Below are 17,424 nucleotides of genomic sequence, written 5' to 3' on the forward strand. Positions count from 1 at the left end.
TTCTGCGGAAGGTCAGTTGATGCGGATGAGCTTGGCCTTGAGGGTGGCGAGCAGGCCTCCGTCGACGGTGACGCCGGAGACGCCGGAGACGTCCACCGTGCGGCCGCCGATCTTCACCCCGACCCGGCCGTTGATGGCGACGTTGCGCCCCGACACGTTCACGTCGCCGCGCCCCGCGTCCACGGTGATGCCCTTCTTGTCGAGGACGACGGAGCTGAGAACCTGCCGGCTCCTCCCCTGGTACACGGTCAGCTCGATCCGGTCCCGGCGGTCGTCGAGAAAGACCTCCAGGCGTTCGTCGGCGGACATCAGCCGCACTCCGGAGCGGCCCGGCGCCCGCGCGTCGAGCAGTTCCACCCGGTGGCCGGAACGGGACACCAGGGAACGGCGGTTGACCTTGCCGGTGGTCTTGTCGATGAGAGGCACGTCGTGCGGCGAGGGCCTGTCCACGCCGTTGTAGAGCCCGCCGATGACGTACGGGCTGTCGAGCAGGCCCTGTTCGAAGCCGACGAGGACCTCGTCGTTGACCTCGGGGCTCACCACTCCGCCGCCGCCCTTGCCGCCCCACTGCACCGTACGGACCCAGTCGGTGACGTAGGTGTCGTCCAGCCACGGGAACCGCAGCCGCACCGAGCCGCTCTCGGCGCCGCCGGTCTCGCGGACGTCCGTCACCACGCCGATCGCCAGGCCCGGCATGCGCGGCCCCCGGGACGGCGCGTTGGCGCCGGTGACCAGTCCGGTCAGGGAGCGGTCGGGGCTGGCGCTCACCCACACCGTCGTGCGGTAGCCGCCGTGCGGTTCCAGGACGTGCTGCACGGCGGTGGCCGTGTACTTGCCGGAAAACGCCCCTCCGACGTTCCCGAGCGCCACGGGCTTGCCCGCGCGCAGCAGCGGATTGCCCTCGACCAGCGCCTCCAGCTCGCCGAAACCGGCGCTGACCTGCCCGGCGACCGCGTCCGCGACCGCCTTCGTCTCGGCCTGGGTTCGGTACGGGGTGTCGGTGACGGTGAGCTTGGACGCCTTGCCGAACCGGGCGGCGAGCGCCGGGCTCAGGCCCGGCACGACCGTGTCGCTGTCGACCGAGGGCTGCCGGGCCACCAGCGGCCGCTTGGTGGTGACGTCCCAGCCGCGCACCTCCACCTGCTGCGCCCCGTCCGCCGTCGACAGGGAGGCCCGCAGCGCCAGCAGGTTGCGCCCGTACTCCAGGACCAGCGGATCGCGGGCCGCCGAGGTGGTCGGCGAGGGCGCCCCGGACGCCTTCCGGGGCTTGGCGAACTGGAGCAGCCCCTTGTCGTCGACGCGCACCAGCGCGCCGCTCTCGGCGGCCAGGTACTGGAGGAATTCCCAGTCGGAGACGTTCGCCTGGGACAGCTGCTGGTAGGTGACGGGCGCGGCCTCGACGGTGCCGCAGGCCAGGCCGGCCCCGGCGGCCACCTTGCGGACGATGGCCGCCGCCGTCATGTTCCGGTACGCCACCACCTTCCGGCCGCGCTGGAGCCGGTGCGCCTTGGAGTAGGCACGGAGCACGGTGAACGAACCGGTGCGGTCCCGGTCCGCCTCCAGAGCCGTGACCTCGCCGTTGAACAGCCGCTCGCGGGCCTGCCCGGTCACGGTGACCACGGAGACCCGGAGCGGGGTGCCGATGGTGATGCCGGTCTTGCCCAGGAACTCGTGGTCGGGGTCGCGGTAGGTGAGCACCGCCGCGTCCGGCAGCCCCACGTTCTCGTCGATCACGCAGCTCACCAGCTGGGCCGCCCAGACCGGCGGCAGTTCGCCGGGCGTCTCGACGATCGGGTCCGCGGCGAACGACCGGCCGTCGCGCTCCCCGCCGCTCACCGCTCCTCCTCGTCGGTCAGCGCCGGTACGACGAGTTCGGTGCCGGGCACGAGCGCCATCGGGTCGTCGATGTCGTTGGCCTCCGCGATGACCCGCCAGGCCGTCGCGTCGCCGTACTCCCGCCAGGCCAGCAGGGCCAGGCTGTCGCCGGCCACGACGACGTGCGTGCTGCGGCCGGTGCGCGAGCCGGACGTCGGGTTCTGTCCGGCGGGGCCGACGCTCGCCTCCTCGATGGACAGGCGGCAGGTGGCGCGCAGCGGCTTTCCGTCCACGTCGAACAGCGTGTACGACACCGACAGGTTGGAGAGCACGCCGTCGAACGACGTGGTGCGCGCGCTGCCCCACTCGAACCGGACCCAGGGGCTGGCGGGCTTCTTGCGCCCCAGGCTGGCCTTGGTCGGCACGCACGCCTTCATCAGCTTCTCCACCGCCTGCTCCACGGAGTTGTCGTGGGTGGCGGTGGCGTCCAGGAACACTTCGAGGCTGAGCTCGCGCGGGCCGCTGCCGACGAACTCGGGCAGGGAGGACTCCTCCGCCATCCGGGACGGGGAGCGCCGCCACTCGGTGGTCTTGCGCAGTTCCAGGGTGGACGGGTTGAACTGGAGGTTCAGCCGTGCCAGCGTCCCGCCGGGCTTGGCGCCGACGGACGCCGGAGGCTCCTTCAGCGTGAGCTGGGCCCTGGCCCGACTGGCTCGGGACGCTGGGGACATGACGGGGGTCCTTTCCGGTGGGACAGGGGAACTGAGGGGTGCCGGACGGCGGACGGCCGGCAGGAGGCGGGCGGGGGCGTCAGGAGGGGCGGAGTCCCTCGTGGGCGATCTCCAGCGTCTCCACCGCCGCCTGCGAACTGCTGGGGTCGAAGGACGGGCCCTGCCAGCGCACCGGGACGATCCCGAAGACCTGCCAGCTGATGATCCGGCTCAGGTCGGGCCGGAGGGCGACGATCTCGCCATCCTTGGGCTCCACGCGCTTCAGTGTCTCGTCGAGCCAGCGGGCGATCTTCGCGGTGTCGGCGGTGACCGGCCGGGTCAGGGTGATGTTCGACCAGCTCACGCGGCCGGGCAGCTGCCAGGTGAAGCCGTTGTTGCCGCCCTCCGCGTAGCTCTCCATCTCCACTTCGGCGCCCATGCCGGAGCAGGTGTGGAAGGCGCCCAGGTCGTTGCCGCCGATCGCGAGCCTGAAGAACACGCTGCTCGCGAAGATGTTGTCCGTCATTGATCCGTCATCCGTTCCATGCCGTGCGCTCAGCGGCGTCCGTCGAAGGGGCGGCCCGAGCGCTCCCGGCCGCGCCGCAGTTCGGTGCGCAGCAGGCGGGCCATCGGGTCGAGCAGCCGTCGCGCGAGGTCGTCCAGGTCGAGACCGGGGTCCTGCGCCGGCTCGGCGTCGCGCCCGGTGTTCCGGGCCGTGCTCCGGCCGGCGGCGGCCGGTGCGGAGGACGACGCCTGCTTCCCGCGCGCGGGGACCTCCTTCACCGGAACGGCCGGGGTGGCGGACGCGCTCCTGCCGGTGTCCGGCACGGCGCGCTGGATCCGGGGCGTCGCGCCGCCACCCGACGAGGGGGCCGCCGCAGGCACGCTGCGGGGCCGCACCACGGGGACGGGCGCGCCGGGCGCGGGCGTCCCCGGAGCGGACGGGCCGTGCGCCACGGGAGGAGCCTGCGGCGGCGCGACCGGGAGGGAGTGGGCCGGGGCGGCGGACGCGCCTCCGCCTGGCGGAGCGAGCGTGACGACAGGGACCCGTGCCCCGACGGCCGGCGCGCCCGCCGCCGCTGCCCCGTCGGCGTGCCATGACCCGGGGGCGGTGGCGGCGCGCTGGACGGTCGGCACGGCGAAGGGCCCCGGCGTGTCCCAGCGGGTGGACGGGGGAGGTACGGCGCCGGACGCCGGGAGACCCCGAGAGGGCGACGCGGCTCGCTGTACGGGCGCGGCTCCGGCTCCCCGTACGGATGCCGACGCGGCTCGCTGTACGGGCGCCGAGGCGCCACCGCCGCCGGGGGGCGACGCGTGGGCGGGGCCGCCCGGGGTGTCCTGCGCCGTGTTCCAGCGCGCCGCCACCACGGGAGGGCCACTGACCGCGCGGGACGCGGCGGACGGGGCCGGGCCCTCGGCGGCCCCGGTGCTGAGCGTGAGGGGGCGGGCCGGGAGCAGCGCGAGGGTACGCCGCGCCACCGGAACAGGCCCGTTCGCCGGGCTCCCGAGGTACGGGGCGAACGCCGGACGCCCGCCGCCGGCCCCGACCCGGGACGCGGAGCCGGAGGTGGGGCGCGGACCGGGCCCCGGAGTATCGGAGACCCGGACGGTCCCCGACGGTCCGGCGGCCGTCTGCGCGGCGGTGCCCGGCTTCGGACCGGGGCCCGCCTGACGCCCGGTGGTCGGCTTCGATCCGGTGGTGCTCGCGGGCCCTGGGGTGGGCGCCGGTCCGGCCGTCCCCGGCCGGTCGCCGCCGGACCCGGGCGCCGCGCCGGGGGCGTTCGTACCCGGTCCGGATACGACGCGGGCCACGACGACCGGAACGGGAGCGGTGGAGCCGGAGCCGCCGGGGGCCGTGTGGGGCCCTACGGCCTCGCGGCTCGCGGCGAGTTGCGGAGCACCCCCGGAGGGCGGCGCGGCGGAGCCCGGAGTGCGTACGACGGGGGCGCCGCCCGGCGCGCGGTCCGTTCGGCCGGCACCCGGGGACGCCGGGTGGTCCGTGATGCGGCGCTGCACGTCGGTGGCCCCCAGCAACGGGGCCCCGGGTGCGGAGGCATCCGGGCGGGGCGCAGCGGGCGAGGGCCGTTCCCCGGCGGGCGAGGCCGGGGCGCGCTGGACACCGGGGCCGGGCGCAGGGAGGCCGGGTCGGGCGCCGGACGCTGGGGAACCGGCGGGCGGGGTCGCGCTGGACGGCATCGCGGACAGGGGTGCGCCCAGGCCGCCGCGCGCCCGCGCTCCCGAGCGGCCCGGGGGCACCGGGTCGGAGGCGGAGACGCCGGACATGTCCCGGGGGGTGCCCTCAGCCTGTCGCTGGACGATGGGGAGCCCCGGGCCCCGTGTTCCTCCCCCGCCCGGCGCGGGGGAAGGGGTGCCGGTCGTCGGGGTGGTGCTCGCGGTCGACGGCAGTTCGGTCAAGGGAGCGCCCAGGACCGTCCGGGCGGCGGCGCGCCGGACGGCGGGGCTCGGCGCTGCCGGGTCGGGGGCCGCGGTCCCGGTCGGTTCGGCGCGGCCGGGAGCGGTGGCGGGCCGGGCGTCCGTGGCCGCCGTCGTACTGCCCTGGGGTGCCGCCGGGGCGGCGGGCCGGAGCGCGGGCACCGGGCGGGCGCTGCCCGGCACACGGCGGGCGACCGTCAGCCGGGCCCCGACCGGTCGGGTCCGGACGACGGGCGGGGAAGAGGGTCCCGGCGGGGCACCGCCGGGCGCGACCCGTGCCCCGTTCGACGCGGCGCCCTCCCGTCCCGTACTCCCCCGGGCCTCGCCCCTCATCCGGGGCGAGCCCTCCCGGGCCGCGCCCGTCTCTGTCGGGGTCGTCCGTGCCGGGCCCGTCGCGGGCCGGGGGGCGAACGCCTCGCGGGTGCGCGGGGCGACGGGGAGCACCGCCACCCGTCGGATCAGTGGAACAGGGGCCGTGGCGGAGGTGCCTCCCTCGTCGACGGAGGCTGCGGCCCGCTGGACGGCGGCCGGCTCCGGTGCGGAGAGCACCGCCGGGGACGTGGTGACGGACAGGTCACGGCTCGGCGGACGACCGCTCACGCTCCGGCCTCCGGAGGGAGCGGCGGTGCCGCGCGTACCACCGGAGGACGAGGAGGTCGCCGTGCCGCGCCCACCGGACGACGGACGGGCCGCCGCGGCGGAGTCCGGCGCGTCAGGGGCGTGCAGGGGCTCGGGAGTTCCGCCCGCGCGGACCGCGCGGAGCAGCAGCGGCCCCCCGCCGGAGTCGGTGGAGCGGGGCGTGGCCGGGCGGGTCGCCCCGTGCACCAGACCGGTCGGGGCCGTGGGCAGCAGGGCGTGGCCCATGCCGCTGTCGAAGGACGGGTTCTGCCAGGCGGCGAGGCCGGAGCGGAAGGCGAGACCGTCGCTCACGCCCAGGGGCGCGCGGGAGAGGGTCAGGAGCGGCGGTGCGGTACGCCGCCAGCCGCCGTCCCAGTCGCCGGGCACGGCAGAAGGATCCGGGGCGCCGCCGGACACACCGGAGCCCCCGGGCACGCCGGGCTCCCGGGACAGACCCGAACCGGCGGCGCCACGGGACGCACCCGGACCGCCGGAGCCCCCGGACGCACCCGCGCCGGTGGCACCCCCGGACGGGCCGGGCCCGCCGGAGCCGCCCGACGTGCCCGGCCCGGCGCCCGTGCGGCCGGCCGCACCGCCGCGGCGCAGCCTGTCCCGCCATGCCATGTGCTCAGCCGCCTTCGTTCATGCGGGTGTTGATGCGGGCTATCTCGGCCACCCACTGCTGTCGTTCGCCGTGGGTGAGGTCGAGGATCTCCTCGCGCTGCCAGTGGAAGTGGTAGGCGATGTACGCGATCTCCTCCCGGAGGCGGGGAAGGGCGTACGTCACGATTCCCCCAGGCGCCCACCCGAGAGGTCGACCTCGAAGCCGCCCTCGCAGTGCGGGCAGGTGACCGCCGCGCGGGTGTGGCCCTCGCTGTTGACGCGGCGGTAGAAGTCCTGGAGGAACGCCACGTCGGTGGCGTACATCCGCTCGACGATCCCGGCGTGCACGTCGGTGATGCCGCCGAGCCGGGTGACCACCTGGCTCAGCAGGACCACGCTGAGATAGGCCGGGTTCTCCTTGACCCGCAGGTCGATCTGGGGTCGCAGCTCGTCGCGGGCGGTGGCCAGGCGCATGGCGCCGTGCCGGTGCACCGTACCCGCCTCGTCCACGTATCCGCGCGGGAGTTCGAACTCGAACTCCGTGCGCAGCCCGTCGCCCTCCTGGCGCGGCGGGGGCTGCGGGGCGGGGGCCGGGGCCTGCTGCTCCGGCGCCCGGTCGGGCTCCGTCAGCTGGAGGATCTCCTCCAGGTTGCCCGCCGTCACGGTGCGGCGCCTCATTCGACGACGATCTCCTCGAACACGATCGTGACGGACTCGGTGGCCGGGGAGGACTCGCCCGCCTTCAGCGACGGGCCCTCCCACTTGGACGCCCAGCCCTGCATGAGCTGGATGCGGCGCACCGTGTTGCCCTCGGTGTCCTTGATCTCGATGGTCAGGTTCTGCCGAGCGGAGTTGACGGCCCCGTTGTTCAGGGTCTCCTTGATCCACTTGGTGAACTCGCTGCTCTGGTCGAGTCCGCGGGTGATCGTGATCTCGCCGGCCTGCCGGGCGCCCGGCTGCTTGCGGATGATCTGCTTGCCCTCGGCGGTGACCTGCTTGACCTCTACGACGTCCTCTTCGACGGTGAAGCCGCTGATCTCCTGGATGGACTCCACGAGGTATCCGCCGAGCTGCACGCCGAAGACGTGGGTGGAGAGTGCATCGCCCGTTGCCATGTCTGTCTGTCGACCTTTCCTTGCGTGTGCGACCGGGACCCGCGGGTCACTCGTCGATGAGGCTGGTGGTGTCGGAGAACTGGGCCAGTCGGAAGACCACGAACTCGGCCGGCTTGACCGGTGAGACGCCGATCTCACAGACCACGCGGCCCTGGTCGATGGACTCCTGCGGGTTGTTCGTGCGGTCGCACTTCACGTAGAACGCCTCGTCGGCGGTGCGGCCGAACAGCGCGCCCCGGCGCCACTCCTCCATGAGGAACGCGGTGACGTTGCGCCGGATGCTGGACCACAGCCGGTCGTCGTTGGGCTCGAAGACGACCCACTGCGTGCCCAGGAGGATCGACTCCTCCAGGTAGTTGAAGAGGCGGCGCACGTTCAGGTAGCGCCAGGCCGGGTCGGAGGAGAGCGTGCGGGCACCCCAGATCCGGATGCCTCGGCCGGGGAAGGCCCGGACGCAGTTGACGCCGATCGGGTTCAGCAGGTCCTGCTCGCCCTTGCTGAGGCGGATGTCCAGGTCGACCGCGCCCCGGATCACCTCGTTGGCGGGGGCCTTGTGCACGCCGCGCTCGGCGTCGCTGCGCGCCCACACGCCGGCGATGTGACCACTCGGCGGGACGGTGGTGTTGCGTCCGAGGGCCGGGTCGAAGACCCGCACCCAGGGGTAGTAGAGGGTGGCGTACCGCGAGTCGTAACCGGCCTCGTCCATGCGCCAGTTGCGCACCTGCTGGGCGTTGAGGCCGGGCGGGGTGTCGAGGACGGCCACGCGGTCGCCCATCTGCTCGCAGTGCGAGATGACGGCGAGCTGGACGGTGCGCACGCCCTCGGCGTCGATGTCGCCGCGCTCGTAGGCGCCCATCAGGTCGGGGACCGCGACCATGGTGATCTCGTCGATGGTCTCCAGGCCGCCGAAGCCGGTGCGGGCCGCCGCGTCGCCGACGTACTCGGCGGGGTCGATGCGGGCCACGTCGGCGGCGGCCGGGGCGGCGGGGACGCCGGGTGCGTCGGGGATCGCCAGGGTCTGGGTGCCGGGCCGGGTCTGGGGGGCGCCGCGCTGCTCGGTGACCTCGATCAGCTCGGAGGCGCGGGCCTGGGTGACCAGGTAGCCCTTGACGTTCTTGCGGGCGGAGGCGTCGTACGTCTCGCCGACCTGGTCGCCGCGGCGGACCAGCAGCCGGAAGCGGTCCTCCGGCGGGTTCTCGCCCTCGGGGTCGGCGACCTCGACCGAGACGCCGGTCACGCCCGGCTTGGCCGCGATCAGGAAGCCGCCGAGCTCCACCGGGCGTGCGGCCACGGCCTCGCGGTCGGGCCGGCCTGTGGTGGTGGACCGGGCGCCGGACTCGGCCGAGCCGCCGATGCGCACGACGTAGGCCGCGCCGCCGCCGTTGGAGAAGTACCCGTAGAGCGCGTGGGCGAGGTAGGTGCCCCCGGTGAGGCCACCGAACACCTGGGTGTACTGGTCCCAGCCGGTGACCAGGGTCGGTGTGTGGAACGGCCCCTTCTCGGCGAAGCCCACGAAAGCGGCGACGGCCGTGCCGACCCCTTCGATCGGCCTGGCACCGGACTGCACCTCCTCCACGTAGACGCCCGGGGTGAGGTACGTCGGCATGCTCGCTCCTTCATGTTCTCGCGGCCTCGCGATGACCTGTGTCCAGGTCGAGTCTGTTCGGCCCGCGGCCGGACCGGCAGGGACCGGGGGACCTGCCCGGGGGCAGCGCTTCTGCCTCAACGGGCGGTCCGCGTTGACCGCCCGGACCTCACCGGGGACTGCCCACACGCTGCCCGTTCGTCCCTGGACGCGCCCCCCGGCGGGCGGTGTGCTGGAGAGTCGTACGACGGGCGCCGACGAGGAGACAGCTGTGCAGACTTCCAGGCCGCGCAGGGATCGGGTCGAGGAGCCTCGGTCGGCGCGCGACCGGTCCGGGCCCCGGCGGGAGAGCCCGGGCACCGGCGCCGCCGTCCCGCCCCCGCTCACGGCCGACGTGCTGCGGGCGGCCCAGGGCAGCGCGGGCAACGCCGCGGTGAGCGGCATGATCGCCCGCCGGGCGAGCGCCGGGCCCGCCCCGGCGCAGCAGGACACCGGGGTGCGGGAGGTGCTGGGCTCGGCGGGCCGGCCGCTGGCCGGTCCGGTGCGCTCGGAGATGGAGTCCCGCTTCGGCACGGACTTCTCCGGCGTGCGGCTGCACACCGGAGCCGCCGCGGCCCGCTCGGCGCGGGCCATCGGGGCGCGCGCGTACACCTCGGGCAGTCATGTCGTCCTCGGAGAGGGCGGCCGGGACAAGCACACCCTGGCCCATGAGCTGACCCATGTCGTCCAGCAGCGCCAGGGCCCGGTGTCCGGCACCGACCGGGGGGACGGGCTGCGGATCAGCGACCCGGGCGACCGCTTCGAGCGGGAGGCGGAGAGCAACGCCCGGCGGGTGCTCTCGGGACCGGTGCCGGTGGCCCGCGCCGTCGGGGGCCACGGCTCCGGGCACCACGCGGGCGACGGGCACGACCACGGACACCCCGGGCCCGGCACGGCGCAGCGCGCGGCCGACCCGGACGCCGTGCAGCGTCTGGTGGGCTTCGAGGTGGAGCTGAGCGTGCCGAGCTTCGCCCAGCACGACACGACGGGTCTGAACACGGTCGGCGGCCGGGCGCCCTCGGCGGACCTCGGCGGCTTCTTCCACGGCGGTTTCGGTTACGCGGCCACCGTGATGAGCGAGCCCAACCTGACGATCCTCACCGACCACAACTCGCTCGCCCGCAAGGCCGCGCAGCTGTACGCGGTGCTCTGCGGGCTGGCGGGCGACGGCGGCCGGCCGGTGGCGACCGGGCGGCCCGTCTCCTCGCTGAGCAACCTGGAGTACGTCACCGCGCCGTTCGACGAGATGGCGCCGGGCTCCGACGTGGCGATCGGGCAGGTCGCCAACCGGATCGACGCGCATGTGAACGAGATCTTCGGGAACGACCCCCAGCACCGTGCCTCCCGCGTGCCGGGTTCGCCCGTCGCCGCGACCGGCACCCCGCTGGCGGCCCTGCGCGAGTGGCTGGGCCCGGAGCTGTTCGCCAGGGCCGACGTGCAGAAGGCCATCGCGGACTTCCAGGCCGACGTCAAGGCCGAGATGTACATCCAGGCCACCCTCGGCGTCCTGCCGTCCGGGCTGGCGTCCCTCTACGCCTACCAGGCGCAGGTCAGCCACGAGTCCCGGCGGGCCCCCGGCAAGGAGCACATCGCCGACGGCTGGCGCGACGCCGCCGCCGCGGTCAACCGCGCGGTGCCGCGCCTGCGTTCCGAAGTCGTGCCGCACCTGATCCCCGGACTGGGCCCCGTCGACCAGGAGGCCCTGACCGGCACCCTGGCCCTCGGCCTGTCGTACGCGATCGGCTCGGCCATGATCGAGGCGGGGGTGCGGGGGCCCACGGCCTCCACGAAGAACGCCGTGCCGTTCCTGCTGAAGTTGGCCAACCTGGGCGGCATCCGCCGGGCCGCGACCACGGACACGCTGCGCGAGAAGGCGGTCGGGCAGGACCTGGTCCAGCAGCTCGCGTCCTGGCTGCACGGCCAGATCCCGGAGACAGGTGTCGCGCACTGGCAGGGGCTGCTGGCGAAGTACCCGAACAACAAGGCGAACCCGGCCGGACCGGCGTACGGCCACGGTGCCACCGGGGTCGCGAACACCGCGCAGATGCTGGACAGCCTCCTGCACGGCAGGGAGGACTTCCCGGTGATCGCGCCGGGCAAGGCTCTGCCGAAGGCCGACGAGCCCAACGCCGCGATCGTGCCGCACATCGGCGGCCAGAAGGGCGCCCCGGTCGAGATGCGCTGGCTGACCACGCGCGCCACCAGGATCGGTCAGCTGGCGAGCGGCTTCAAGGAGATCACCGACGAGGCGCGCAAGGCCAACCTGATGTCGGTCCCGCCGGAGGTCCGCGCGGCGATCCTGGCGGGGGCCACCGACCCCACCGCGGCACCCGCCGCGGGCGGGCAGGGCGTGCACCAGGCCGAGATGATGGAGATGTGAGACGCCGGAGGGGCCCGGTCCGGCGGACCGGGCCCCCCTGGGACCCGGCACCCTCGGATGCGGGCCCCCTCGGATCGGGTCGGGCACGCTCGGGTCGGGCACCTCGCCCAGGCGCCCCGGTCAGGCCCCCGCGGCCTGCGCCAGGTACGGCCCGAACTCACCCTCCAGGACGAGCCGTCCGAGCTTGCGGTACTCCTGGGCCACCGCGGTGACCACCTGCCCCATGGTGAGCGGCTCCTCGGACTCGGCGGCGAGATAGGCCGCGGTGACCGCGCAGGCACGGATCGAGCCACCGGCCAGTTCGAACCGGTCGGCGCAGAAAGCCAGGTCCAGGTCCTCGCTCCGGGGCAGCCGGGTGCCCAGGCACCGCTCCCACAGCGCGAGGCGCTGTTCCGCGTCCGGCACGGGGAAGTCCGCCACCACGTCCAGGCGGCGGGTGAACGCCTCGTCGAGGTTGGCCCGCAGGTTGGTGGTCAGCACCGCGATCCCGTCGAAGGACTCCATGCGCTGGAGCAGGTACGCCGACTCGATGTTGGCGTGCCGGTCGTGCGCGTCCTTGACCTCGGAACGTTTGCCGAAGATGGCGTCGGCCTCGTCGAAGAGCAGCACGGCGTTGACCGCCGACGCGCCGGTGAAGATCCGCTCCAGGTTCTTCTCGGTCTCCCCGATGTACTTGTCGACCACCGTGGACAGGTCCACCACGTAGAGGTCCATGCCGAGGTCGGCGGCGACGACCTCGGCGGACATGGTCTTGCCGGTGCCGGACCCGCCGGCGAACAGGGCGACGACCCCGCGCCCCCGGCCGCCGCCGGGCCGCATCCCCCACTGCCCGAGCACCTGCTCGCGGTGGCGTGCGCGCAGCGCGAGCTCACGCAGCCGGCGGTGGGTGGTGGGCGGCAGCACCAGGTCGTCCCAGCCGACGGCCGGCTCCACCCGGCGGGCGAGCCGGTCGAGTCCCGCGCCGTTCTGTGCCCGCACGGCGGTCCGCAGGTCGTCGGGCGCCACCGGGCGGCCGTCCAGGGCGGCGGTCCGCACGGCCGTGTCGGCGGCCCGGCGCAGTTGCCCCGAGTCCAGGCGGTGCGCGGCGACGGCACGGGCCAGCGCCCCGACGTCGCCGGTCACCAGGCCCCCGTCGCCGGCGGCCCGGTCGAGGGCGTGGCGCCAGCGGGCGGCCTGGCGTTCCGGAGAGGGCGGCTGGACGTCCAGGACGACGGGGGTGTCGGCAGACCAGACCGGATCCCAGCCGGTCGTGCCGTGGGTGAGGAGCGGGAGACCGCGCAGCGCGGCGCACAGCGACGTGAGGACCCGCTCCCTTTCGACGGGTTCGCCGGGCAGCGCGGTCAGCGGGCCGAGGACGACACCGGAGCCGGTCAGCCGGGCCTCACGGGCGAGCACCCGGGCGAGCGCGGGCACGTCGGCGGCGCGCCGGGCGAGCGCCGCCGCGTCCAGGACGAGCGTGCCGAGCCCGGCCTCGGCGAGCGCGGCGGCGGCCAGTCCCCCGGCGTCGCCGCCCCGGCCGCGCAGATGGACGAGTCCGACGCCGGTGGTGGCGGCCGAGGCGGCGCGGCGGACTTCCGCCGCCTCGGCGGTCGGGTCCGCGCGGACCTCGTCGAGTACCCCGGTGAGGCGGGCGTCGGGCCGGCCGTCGCCGAGGATGTGGGCGGTGACCCGGTCGGGCACGGCCAGGACGCGGGACAGTGGCGGCCGTTCCGGTTCGGTGACCTCAAGGAGGCCGTGGTCGACCAGCGGCGCGCCGGGGGCGAGCCGGAACCGGGCGGGCGAGGCGCCGTCGAGTCCGCACAGCTCCAGGGCCAGCCCGACGGTGGGCCGACGGCGCGTCAGGTCGTCGTTGAGATAGCCGTAGAGCCGCTCGAACCGGGGGTCGAGGTCCGGGGCGGTGGCGACGAGGAGCAGGTCCAGGTCGAGCGGGGTCAGACCGAAGCGCTCCGCGAGGACGTCGAGGAGGGACCCGGCGGGCGGTCGCCAGGGCTCCGCCCGTGGCAGGCCGAGGCCGCCCGGCTCGTCCAGGATCCGCGCGGCGGCGTCGGGTGCGAGGTACTGGCCCCGGTAGGGGTCGTCCGGGTCGGGGTCGACGGCACGACGGGCGGCCACGGCCTCCCGTACGCGTGCTTCGACGGCGGCGAGCCGCGTCCACAGGGCGTCGGGGGCGCTGGGCCGCCGGGTGCCGGGTCCGCCGTCGGTCAGGGGTTCGACGGTGTGCGTCACGGCTGTCGGTCCCCCCTCCGTCGTCGGCGGGCCGGGGCGGGCGGGCGTTCACGGGGGCCGGCGAAGCCGTCGCGGCCGGGGTCGGCGACCTCGGTGTAGCGAAGCCTGCGGCCCTGGTCCCCCTCCTCGGCGGAGCCGTCGCGGGCGGCGGCCGAGCGGACCACGAGTCCTTCGGTGACGGGGGGTGCCGCGGCCTTGGCCACCCCGGCGAGCGGGGCCCACACCCGTACCCCCAGGGAGGCCTTCATCTCGCCGCCGAGCGCCGGCCACACGTCGGCCGCGGCCGGCGCGTCCGTGACCGGTCCGGCGGCCTCCAGGGCGACGGTCAGGCCGAGTTCGGCGAGCGAGCCGGTGAGCAGCGGCGCGGGGAGCGCGTCCTGCGCGACGAGGGCGGCGAGCACCTGGGACAGCAGCCGGTGCTCGTCCTGCGGGCGGTTGGCCCACGCGGTCACCAGGTAGGTGAGCTGGAACCAGCGCGGCGGTGAGCGGCGCGCGACGAGGTGGCCGACCTCGTCGTAGACCTCGCCCGTCCCGGAGCCGCGCCGCAGGGCGTCCTCGCGGATGTCGTACAGGAACACGCACACGGTGGGGGCGCTGCGGCGTGCCGCCCAGTCACGGGTGGGGGCGTCGAAGGTGACCTCGATGCCCGAGGCCTCCAGGCCGCTGCCGTTCAGCAGCCGCCTGAGGCCCTCGTCGACCTCGTGGATCACCGGCGGGTCACCCCGTCCGGCGGCTGGATGGTTCCGCTGACGACCAGGAAGTCGGTCTTCACCGGGGAGAATCCGGGGCCCGAGGCCGTGATGGTGCGCGGCCCGGTCTGGTCCTTCGCGAGGACGAGCAGCTGTCCGATGAACGTGCCGTCGGCCTTCGGGAAGGTCGGCGAGGCGGCGGCGGTGATCCCCGGGTTCCAGCTGAAGCGGACCGGGACGCCGGGCGGGAAGTCCACGCCGCGCACGGAGGTGACGAATCCGGGCTTGCCGATGTCGGGCACGGCGACGATGCGCGGCTGGAGGACGCGCAGGCGCTCCCGGGCGGTGTTGTCGCTCCGGTCGGCGTCCGTGCCGGTGGTGGTGAGCACGGCGGTGACGCGGGCGGTCACCGCCTTCTTCGGGCTGAGGACGACCCGCAGGACGGCGGTCGTGCTCGGGGTGAGGTCGGGCAGCGCGCACGCGCCGTTCCGGTCGCAGCCCGCCGGGAGTCCGCCGTGGGGCACCCCGGCCGGCAGTCCGATCCTGAGCCGGAGTCCGGTGGCCAACGCGTTGCGGCCGTTGCGGACGCTGTACGTGACGACGACGCGTCCGCCGACGTAGCCCGGTTCGGGCTGGACGGTGATCCGCACCCCGGGTCCGGCCTTCGGCGCGGGGGGCTGCGGGGGCGTGGTCGGAGTGGGGGTGGGGGTCGGAGTCGGGGTGGGGGTGGGGGTCGGCGTCGGGGGTGCCTCGCGTACGGGGATCACGCTCCGGCCCTCGTTGTCGCCGGGCCGCGGGTCGAGGACCGCGCCGGTGACCGACCAGTCGACGGGTGCGTCGCCGGCGGTGACGCCGGTGAGCGTGACGTCCACGGGGACCTGGGCGCCGGGCTCGACGACGCCCAGGTCGCACTGGAGGGAGGCGGCGTCGCAGGTGCCGCCGGACCACTCGATCCCGGTGATCCGCACGCCGGACGGCGGGACGACGGTGAGCCGGGTGCCGGGCGAGGCGGCGGGGCCGTGGTTGACCACGTGGACGGTGACCGTGCCGGATGCGCCGACGGTGACCTCCGGCGTCGTGCCGGGTGCCTCGACGGCGAGGTCCACGGACTGCTGGACGGTGGGTTCCTTCTGGCGTCCGGCGAGCTCGGCGGTGAGCGGGGTGACGTCGCCGGAGCCGACGTCCAGGACGTTCAGCTTCTCCGGGCTGTTGACCGCGGCCGTGGACCGGGAGCTGAAGACCAGGCTCTTGCCGTCGGCGGTCCAGGCGGCGTCGCGCGGCTGGTGCGGTCCGGTGAGCGTGGTGTCCGGCAGTTCCCGGTCGCAGGCGCCGTCCTGACCGCGGGCGGCGGTGGGCAGCAGGGCCTGGCAGGCGTCGCCGGACACGGTGGTCAGGAGGAGGCCGTTGCGCTCGTCGATCCGCCCGCCGCCGTTCTTGCGGTTGAAGGCGAGGGAGCGCCCGTCGGGCGAGAAGGCGGGGCTGTCGTCGATGACGTCGCAGTCGCGCGGGCAGTGCGTCGCGCTCAGGTCGCGCTGCCGGGTCAGGTCGGCCACGGACGCGGTCCACACGTGCTTGCTGCCGCCGCCCCCGTCGATCCGCCGGGCACGGGTGAAGGCAAGGGTGGTGCCGTCGGAGGACCAGGTGGGCTGGGCGTCCCGGCCGCGGAGCTCACCGGCCGGGGGCACGATCTCGCCGGTGATCCGGCCGGTGGCGACCTCGGCGAGGAGGATGCGGCTGTCCCCCGCGGCCTCGCCGACCCCGCCGGGCGAGGTGCGGGTGAAGGCCAGGCGGGTGCCGTCCGGGGAGAACGTCGGGTCGGTGTCCCAGTCCCGCGCGCCCCGCCCGTCGAGGGGCATCGGCGCCTCGTTCGTACCGTCGGCGTCGGCCGTCCAGATCCGCTCGATCCGCGCGTCGTCGGGGCCCTCGAAGCGGGTGAGGACGAGGCGGCGCCCGTCGGGGGTGTAGTTCTGCCGTTCGGTCCACGGGTCGAACGGGGACGCGGGCTGGAAGAGCGGGTCCTTGGCGGGGTCGGTGTTGGTGTCGGCCTGGGGGTCCTCGCGCAGGATCTTCCGCTCCAGGTCGCGCGGGTCGGAACCGTCCGCGCGGATGTCCTGGAGGGTCGCCGTGTGCGCGGTCTTCGCCGAGCTGCGCTCCACGACCGGGTGGCCGCCCTGGGCGGGGCCGAGCCAGGTGGGCGAGAGGACGTCGCGGTCCTCGTCGAGCACCAGGGAGGGTTCCTGGCCGGAGTGCACGACCGACCGGAAGACGTGGTCGTAGGGCGTCCTGCAGGTGCAGGTGGTCTCGGGGCTGAGGAACACGATCCCGTCCCCGTCGGGCAGCCATGCCGCCCCGTGGCCCTGCCAGTTCGCGTACGCGCCGGTGAACAGGGTCTCGTCGGTGGTGCCGTCGGTGATCCGCAGCCGCTGCCGGGTCCGCCCGTCCTCGGTCGTGGTCGACGTGTACGCGATCCACGCGCGGTTGACGTCGTCGTCGACGGGGTTCCAGGCGGGCTCGGAGGCGGTGCCGCGGGCCGGGTCGGTGAGCCGGGTGGGGATGCCGCCCGCGAGGGCGCGGACGTAGATCTGCCGCCCGGCCAGGGGGTCGGCGTCGCTGGAGTAGGCGATCCGGGCGCCGTCGGGAGAGACCGCCGGGTCCTCCTCGCTGGCGGGCGTGTCCGTCAGCCGGGTCAGCCCGGTGCCGTCGGTGCGCACCAGCCACAGGTCGCGCTGGGCGCCGCCGGCCGGGTCGGCGGCGTCGAAGAGCACCGACCCGCCGTCCGGGGTGAGCCGGGGATGGGCCGCGTCCAGGCCGCTGGTGAGCCGCAGGACCCCGCCGTCGGCGCCCCGCAGATAGATCTGCGGGTGCTTCTCGTCGCGGCGGCTCGCGAAGACCAGCCGGTCGCCGAGGGCGGACGGGTCGGTGTCGTAGTGGGTGGGTCCCGCACCGAACAGCGGGGTGCTGGAGCCGGTGGAGACCGGTTCGCCGAGGCTGCGGTGGCCGGTGCCCGCGTACGCGATGCGGGTGGTCTCCGCGGCGTCCGCCGCGGCCGCCGCGGTCCGGGTGCCGTCCGGCCCGACCACGCCCGTCGCCCCCAGCAGGGGGACGAGCAGCAGGAGCGCCGAGGCGAGTCTCCCCCGGCGGCGCCGTCCACCGGGGCCAGCGGTCTTCATCAGGGTGCCCTTCTCCGTCCGGTGCGGCACCGGGAGGTGCC

At 75.3% G+C, this 17,424-nt stretch carries 12 protein-coding genes; 1 reads left to right on the top strand and 11 read right to left on the bottom strand.

All coding sequences use genetic code 11. From position 1 onward, the window contains the following. Positions 1-12 precede the first annotated feature (12 nt). The 8 genes from ACGF1Z_RS04025 to ACGF1Z_RS04060 form a co-directional block, all read right to left on the bottom strand. On the bottom strand, positions 13-1,836 hold the full coding sequence (locus tag ACGF1Z_RS04025) for a VgrG-related protein (RefSeq protein WP_392999605.1): 1,824 nt from the start codon (positions 1,834-1,836) through the stop codon (positions 13-15). Continuing rightward, positions 1,833-2,546 (bottom strand): LysM peptidoglycan-binding domain-containing protein, encoded by a 714-nt coding sequence (locus ACGF1Z_RS04030; protein WP_392999607.1) that lies wholly within the window; start codon positions 2,544-2,546, stop codon positions 1,833-1,835. The genes ACGF1Z_RS04025 and ACGF1Z_RS04030 overlap by 4 nt, the downstream gene beginning before the upstream one ends. 79 nt (positions 2,547-2,625) lie before the next feature. Continuing rightward, a complete protein-coding gene (locus ACGF1Z_RS04035; protein ID WP_329857183.1) occupies positions 2,626-3,051 on the bottom strand; it encodes a phage tail protein in 426 nt (141 codons plus the stop codon). Positions 3,052-3,080: 29 nt separating this feature from the next. Further along, on the bottom strand, positions 3,081-3,482 hold the full coding sequence (locus ACGF1Z_RS04040) for a hypothetical protein (RefSeq protein ID WP_392999610.1): 402 nt from the start codon (positions 3,480-3,482) through the stop codon (positions 3,081-3,083). A gap of 2,722 nt (positions 3,483-6,204) precedes the next feature. After that, entirely contained in the window at positions 6,205-6,363 is a 159-nt protein-coding gene (locus ACGF1Z_RS04045; RefSeq protein ID WP_163014002.1) for a DUF6760 family protein, read from the bottom strand. Beyond that, entirely contained in the window at positions 6,360-6,857 is a 498-nt protein-coding gene (locus tag ACGF1Z_RS04050) for a hypothetical protein (protein WP_392999612.1), read from the bottom strand. The genes ACGF1Z_RS04045 and ACGF1Z_RS04050 overlap by 4 nt, the downstream gene beginning before the upstream one ends. Then, on the bottom strand, positions 6,854-7,294 hold the full coding sequence (locus ACGF1Z_RS04055) for a phage tail protein (protein ID WP_121833625.1): 441 nt from the start codon (positions 7,292-7,294) through the stop codon (positions 6,854-6,856). The genes ACGF1Z_RS04050 and ACGF1Z_RS04055 overlap by 4 nt, the downstream gene beginning before the upstream one ends. A 46-nt stretch (positions 7,295-7,340) precedes the next feature. Next, positions 7,341-8,900: a phage tail sheath family protein gene (locus ACGF1Z_RS04060; RefSeq protein WP_392999614.1), complete on the bottom strand. Its 1,560-nt coding sequence runs from the start codon at positions 8,898-8,900 to the stop codon at positions 7,341-7,343. A 250-nt stretch (positions 8,901-9,150) separates the two neighbouring features. Here ACGF1Z_RS04060 and ACGF1Z_RS04065 point away from each other — a divergent pair, with 250 nt between their 5' ends. Beyond that, positions 9,151-11,298 (top strand): DUF4157 domain-containing protein, encoded by a 2,148-nt coding sequence (locus tag ACGF1Z_RS04065; RefSeq protein ID WP_392999616.1) that lies wholly within the window; start codon positions 9,151-9,153, stop codon positions 11,296-11,298. A 120-nt stretch (positions 11,299-11,418) separates the two neighbouring features. Here ACGF1Z_RS04065 and ACGF1Z_RS04070 read toward each other — a convergent pair whose 3' ends face one another. From ACGF1Z_RS04070 to ACGF1Z_RS04080, 3 genes are read right to left on the bottom strand one after another with little or no spacing between them, the layout of a single operon-like run. Beyond that, on the bottom strand, positions 11,419-13,503 hold the full coding sequence (locus ACGF1Z_RS04070) for an ATP-binding protein (protein ID WP_393000310.1): 2,085 nt from the start codon (positions 13,501-13,503) through the stop codon (positions 11,419-11,421). 17 nt (positions 13,504-13,520) lie between these two features. Beyond that, positions 13,521-14,234: a DUF4255 domain-containing protein gene (locus tag ACGF1Z_RS04075; protein WP_392999618.1), complete on the bottom strand. Its 714-nt coding sequence runs from the start codon at positions 14,232-14,234 to the stop codon at positions 13,521-13,523. Further along, entirely contained in the window at positions 14,231-17,383 is a 3,153-nt protein-coding gene (locus ACGF1Z_RS04080) for a hypothetical protein (protein WP_392999620.1), read from the bottom strand. Before ACGF1Z_RS04080 ends, ACGF1Z_RS04075 begins: the two co-directional genes overlap by 4 nt. Positions 17,384-17,424: the final 41 nt, after the last annotated feature.

Origin of the sequence: Streptomyces sp. NPDC048018 (genome assembly GCF_043202995.1) — a bacterium.
Taxonomy (GTDB): domain Bacteria; phylum Actinomycetota; class Actinomycetes; order Streptomycetales; family Streptomycetaceae; genus Streptomyces.

Coding starts and splice junctions, on each gene's coding strand:
- ACGF1Z_RS04030 (WP_392999607.1), bottom strand. CDS start 2,546: ATGTCCCCAGCGTCCCGAGCCAGTCGGGCCAGGGCCCAGCTCACGCTG.
- ACGF1Z_RS04035 (WP_329857183.1), bottom strand. CDS start 3,051: ATGACGGACAACATCTTCGCGAGCAGCGTGTTCTTCAGGCTCGCGATC.
- ACGF1Z_RS04050 (WP_392999612.1), bottom strand. CDS start 6,857: ATGAGGCGCCGCACCGTGACGGCGGGCAACCTGGAGGAGATCCTCCAG.
- ACGF1Z_RS04055 (WP_121833625.1), bottom strand. CDS start 7,294: ATGGCAACGGGCGATGCACTCTCCACCCACGTCTTCGGCGTGCAGCTC.
- ACGF1Z_RS04060 (WP_392999614.1), bottom strand. CDS start 8,900: ATGCCGACGTACCTCACCCCGGGCGTCTACGTGGAGGAGGTGCAGTCC.
- ACGF1Z_RS04080 (WP_392999620.1), bottom strand. CDS start 17,383: ATGAAGACCGCTGGCCCCGGTGGACGGCGCCGCCGGGGGAGACTCGCC.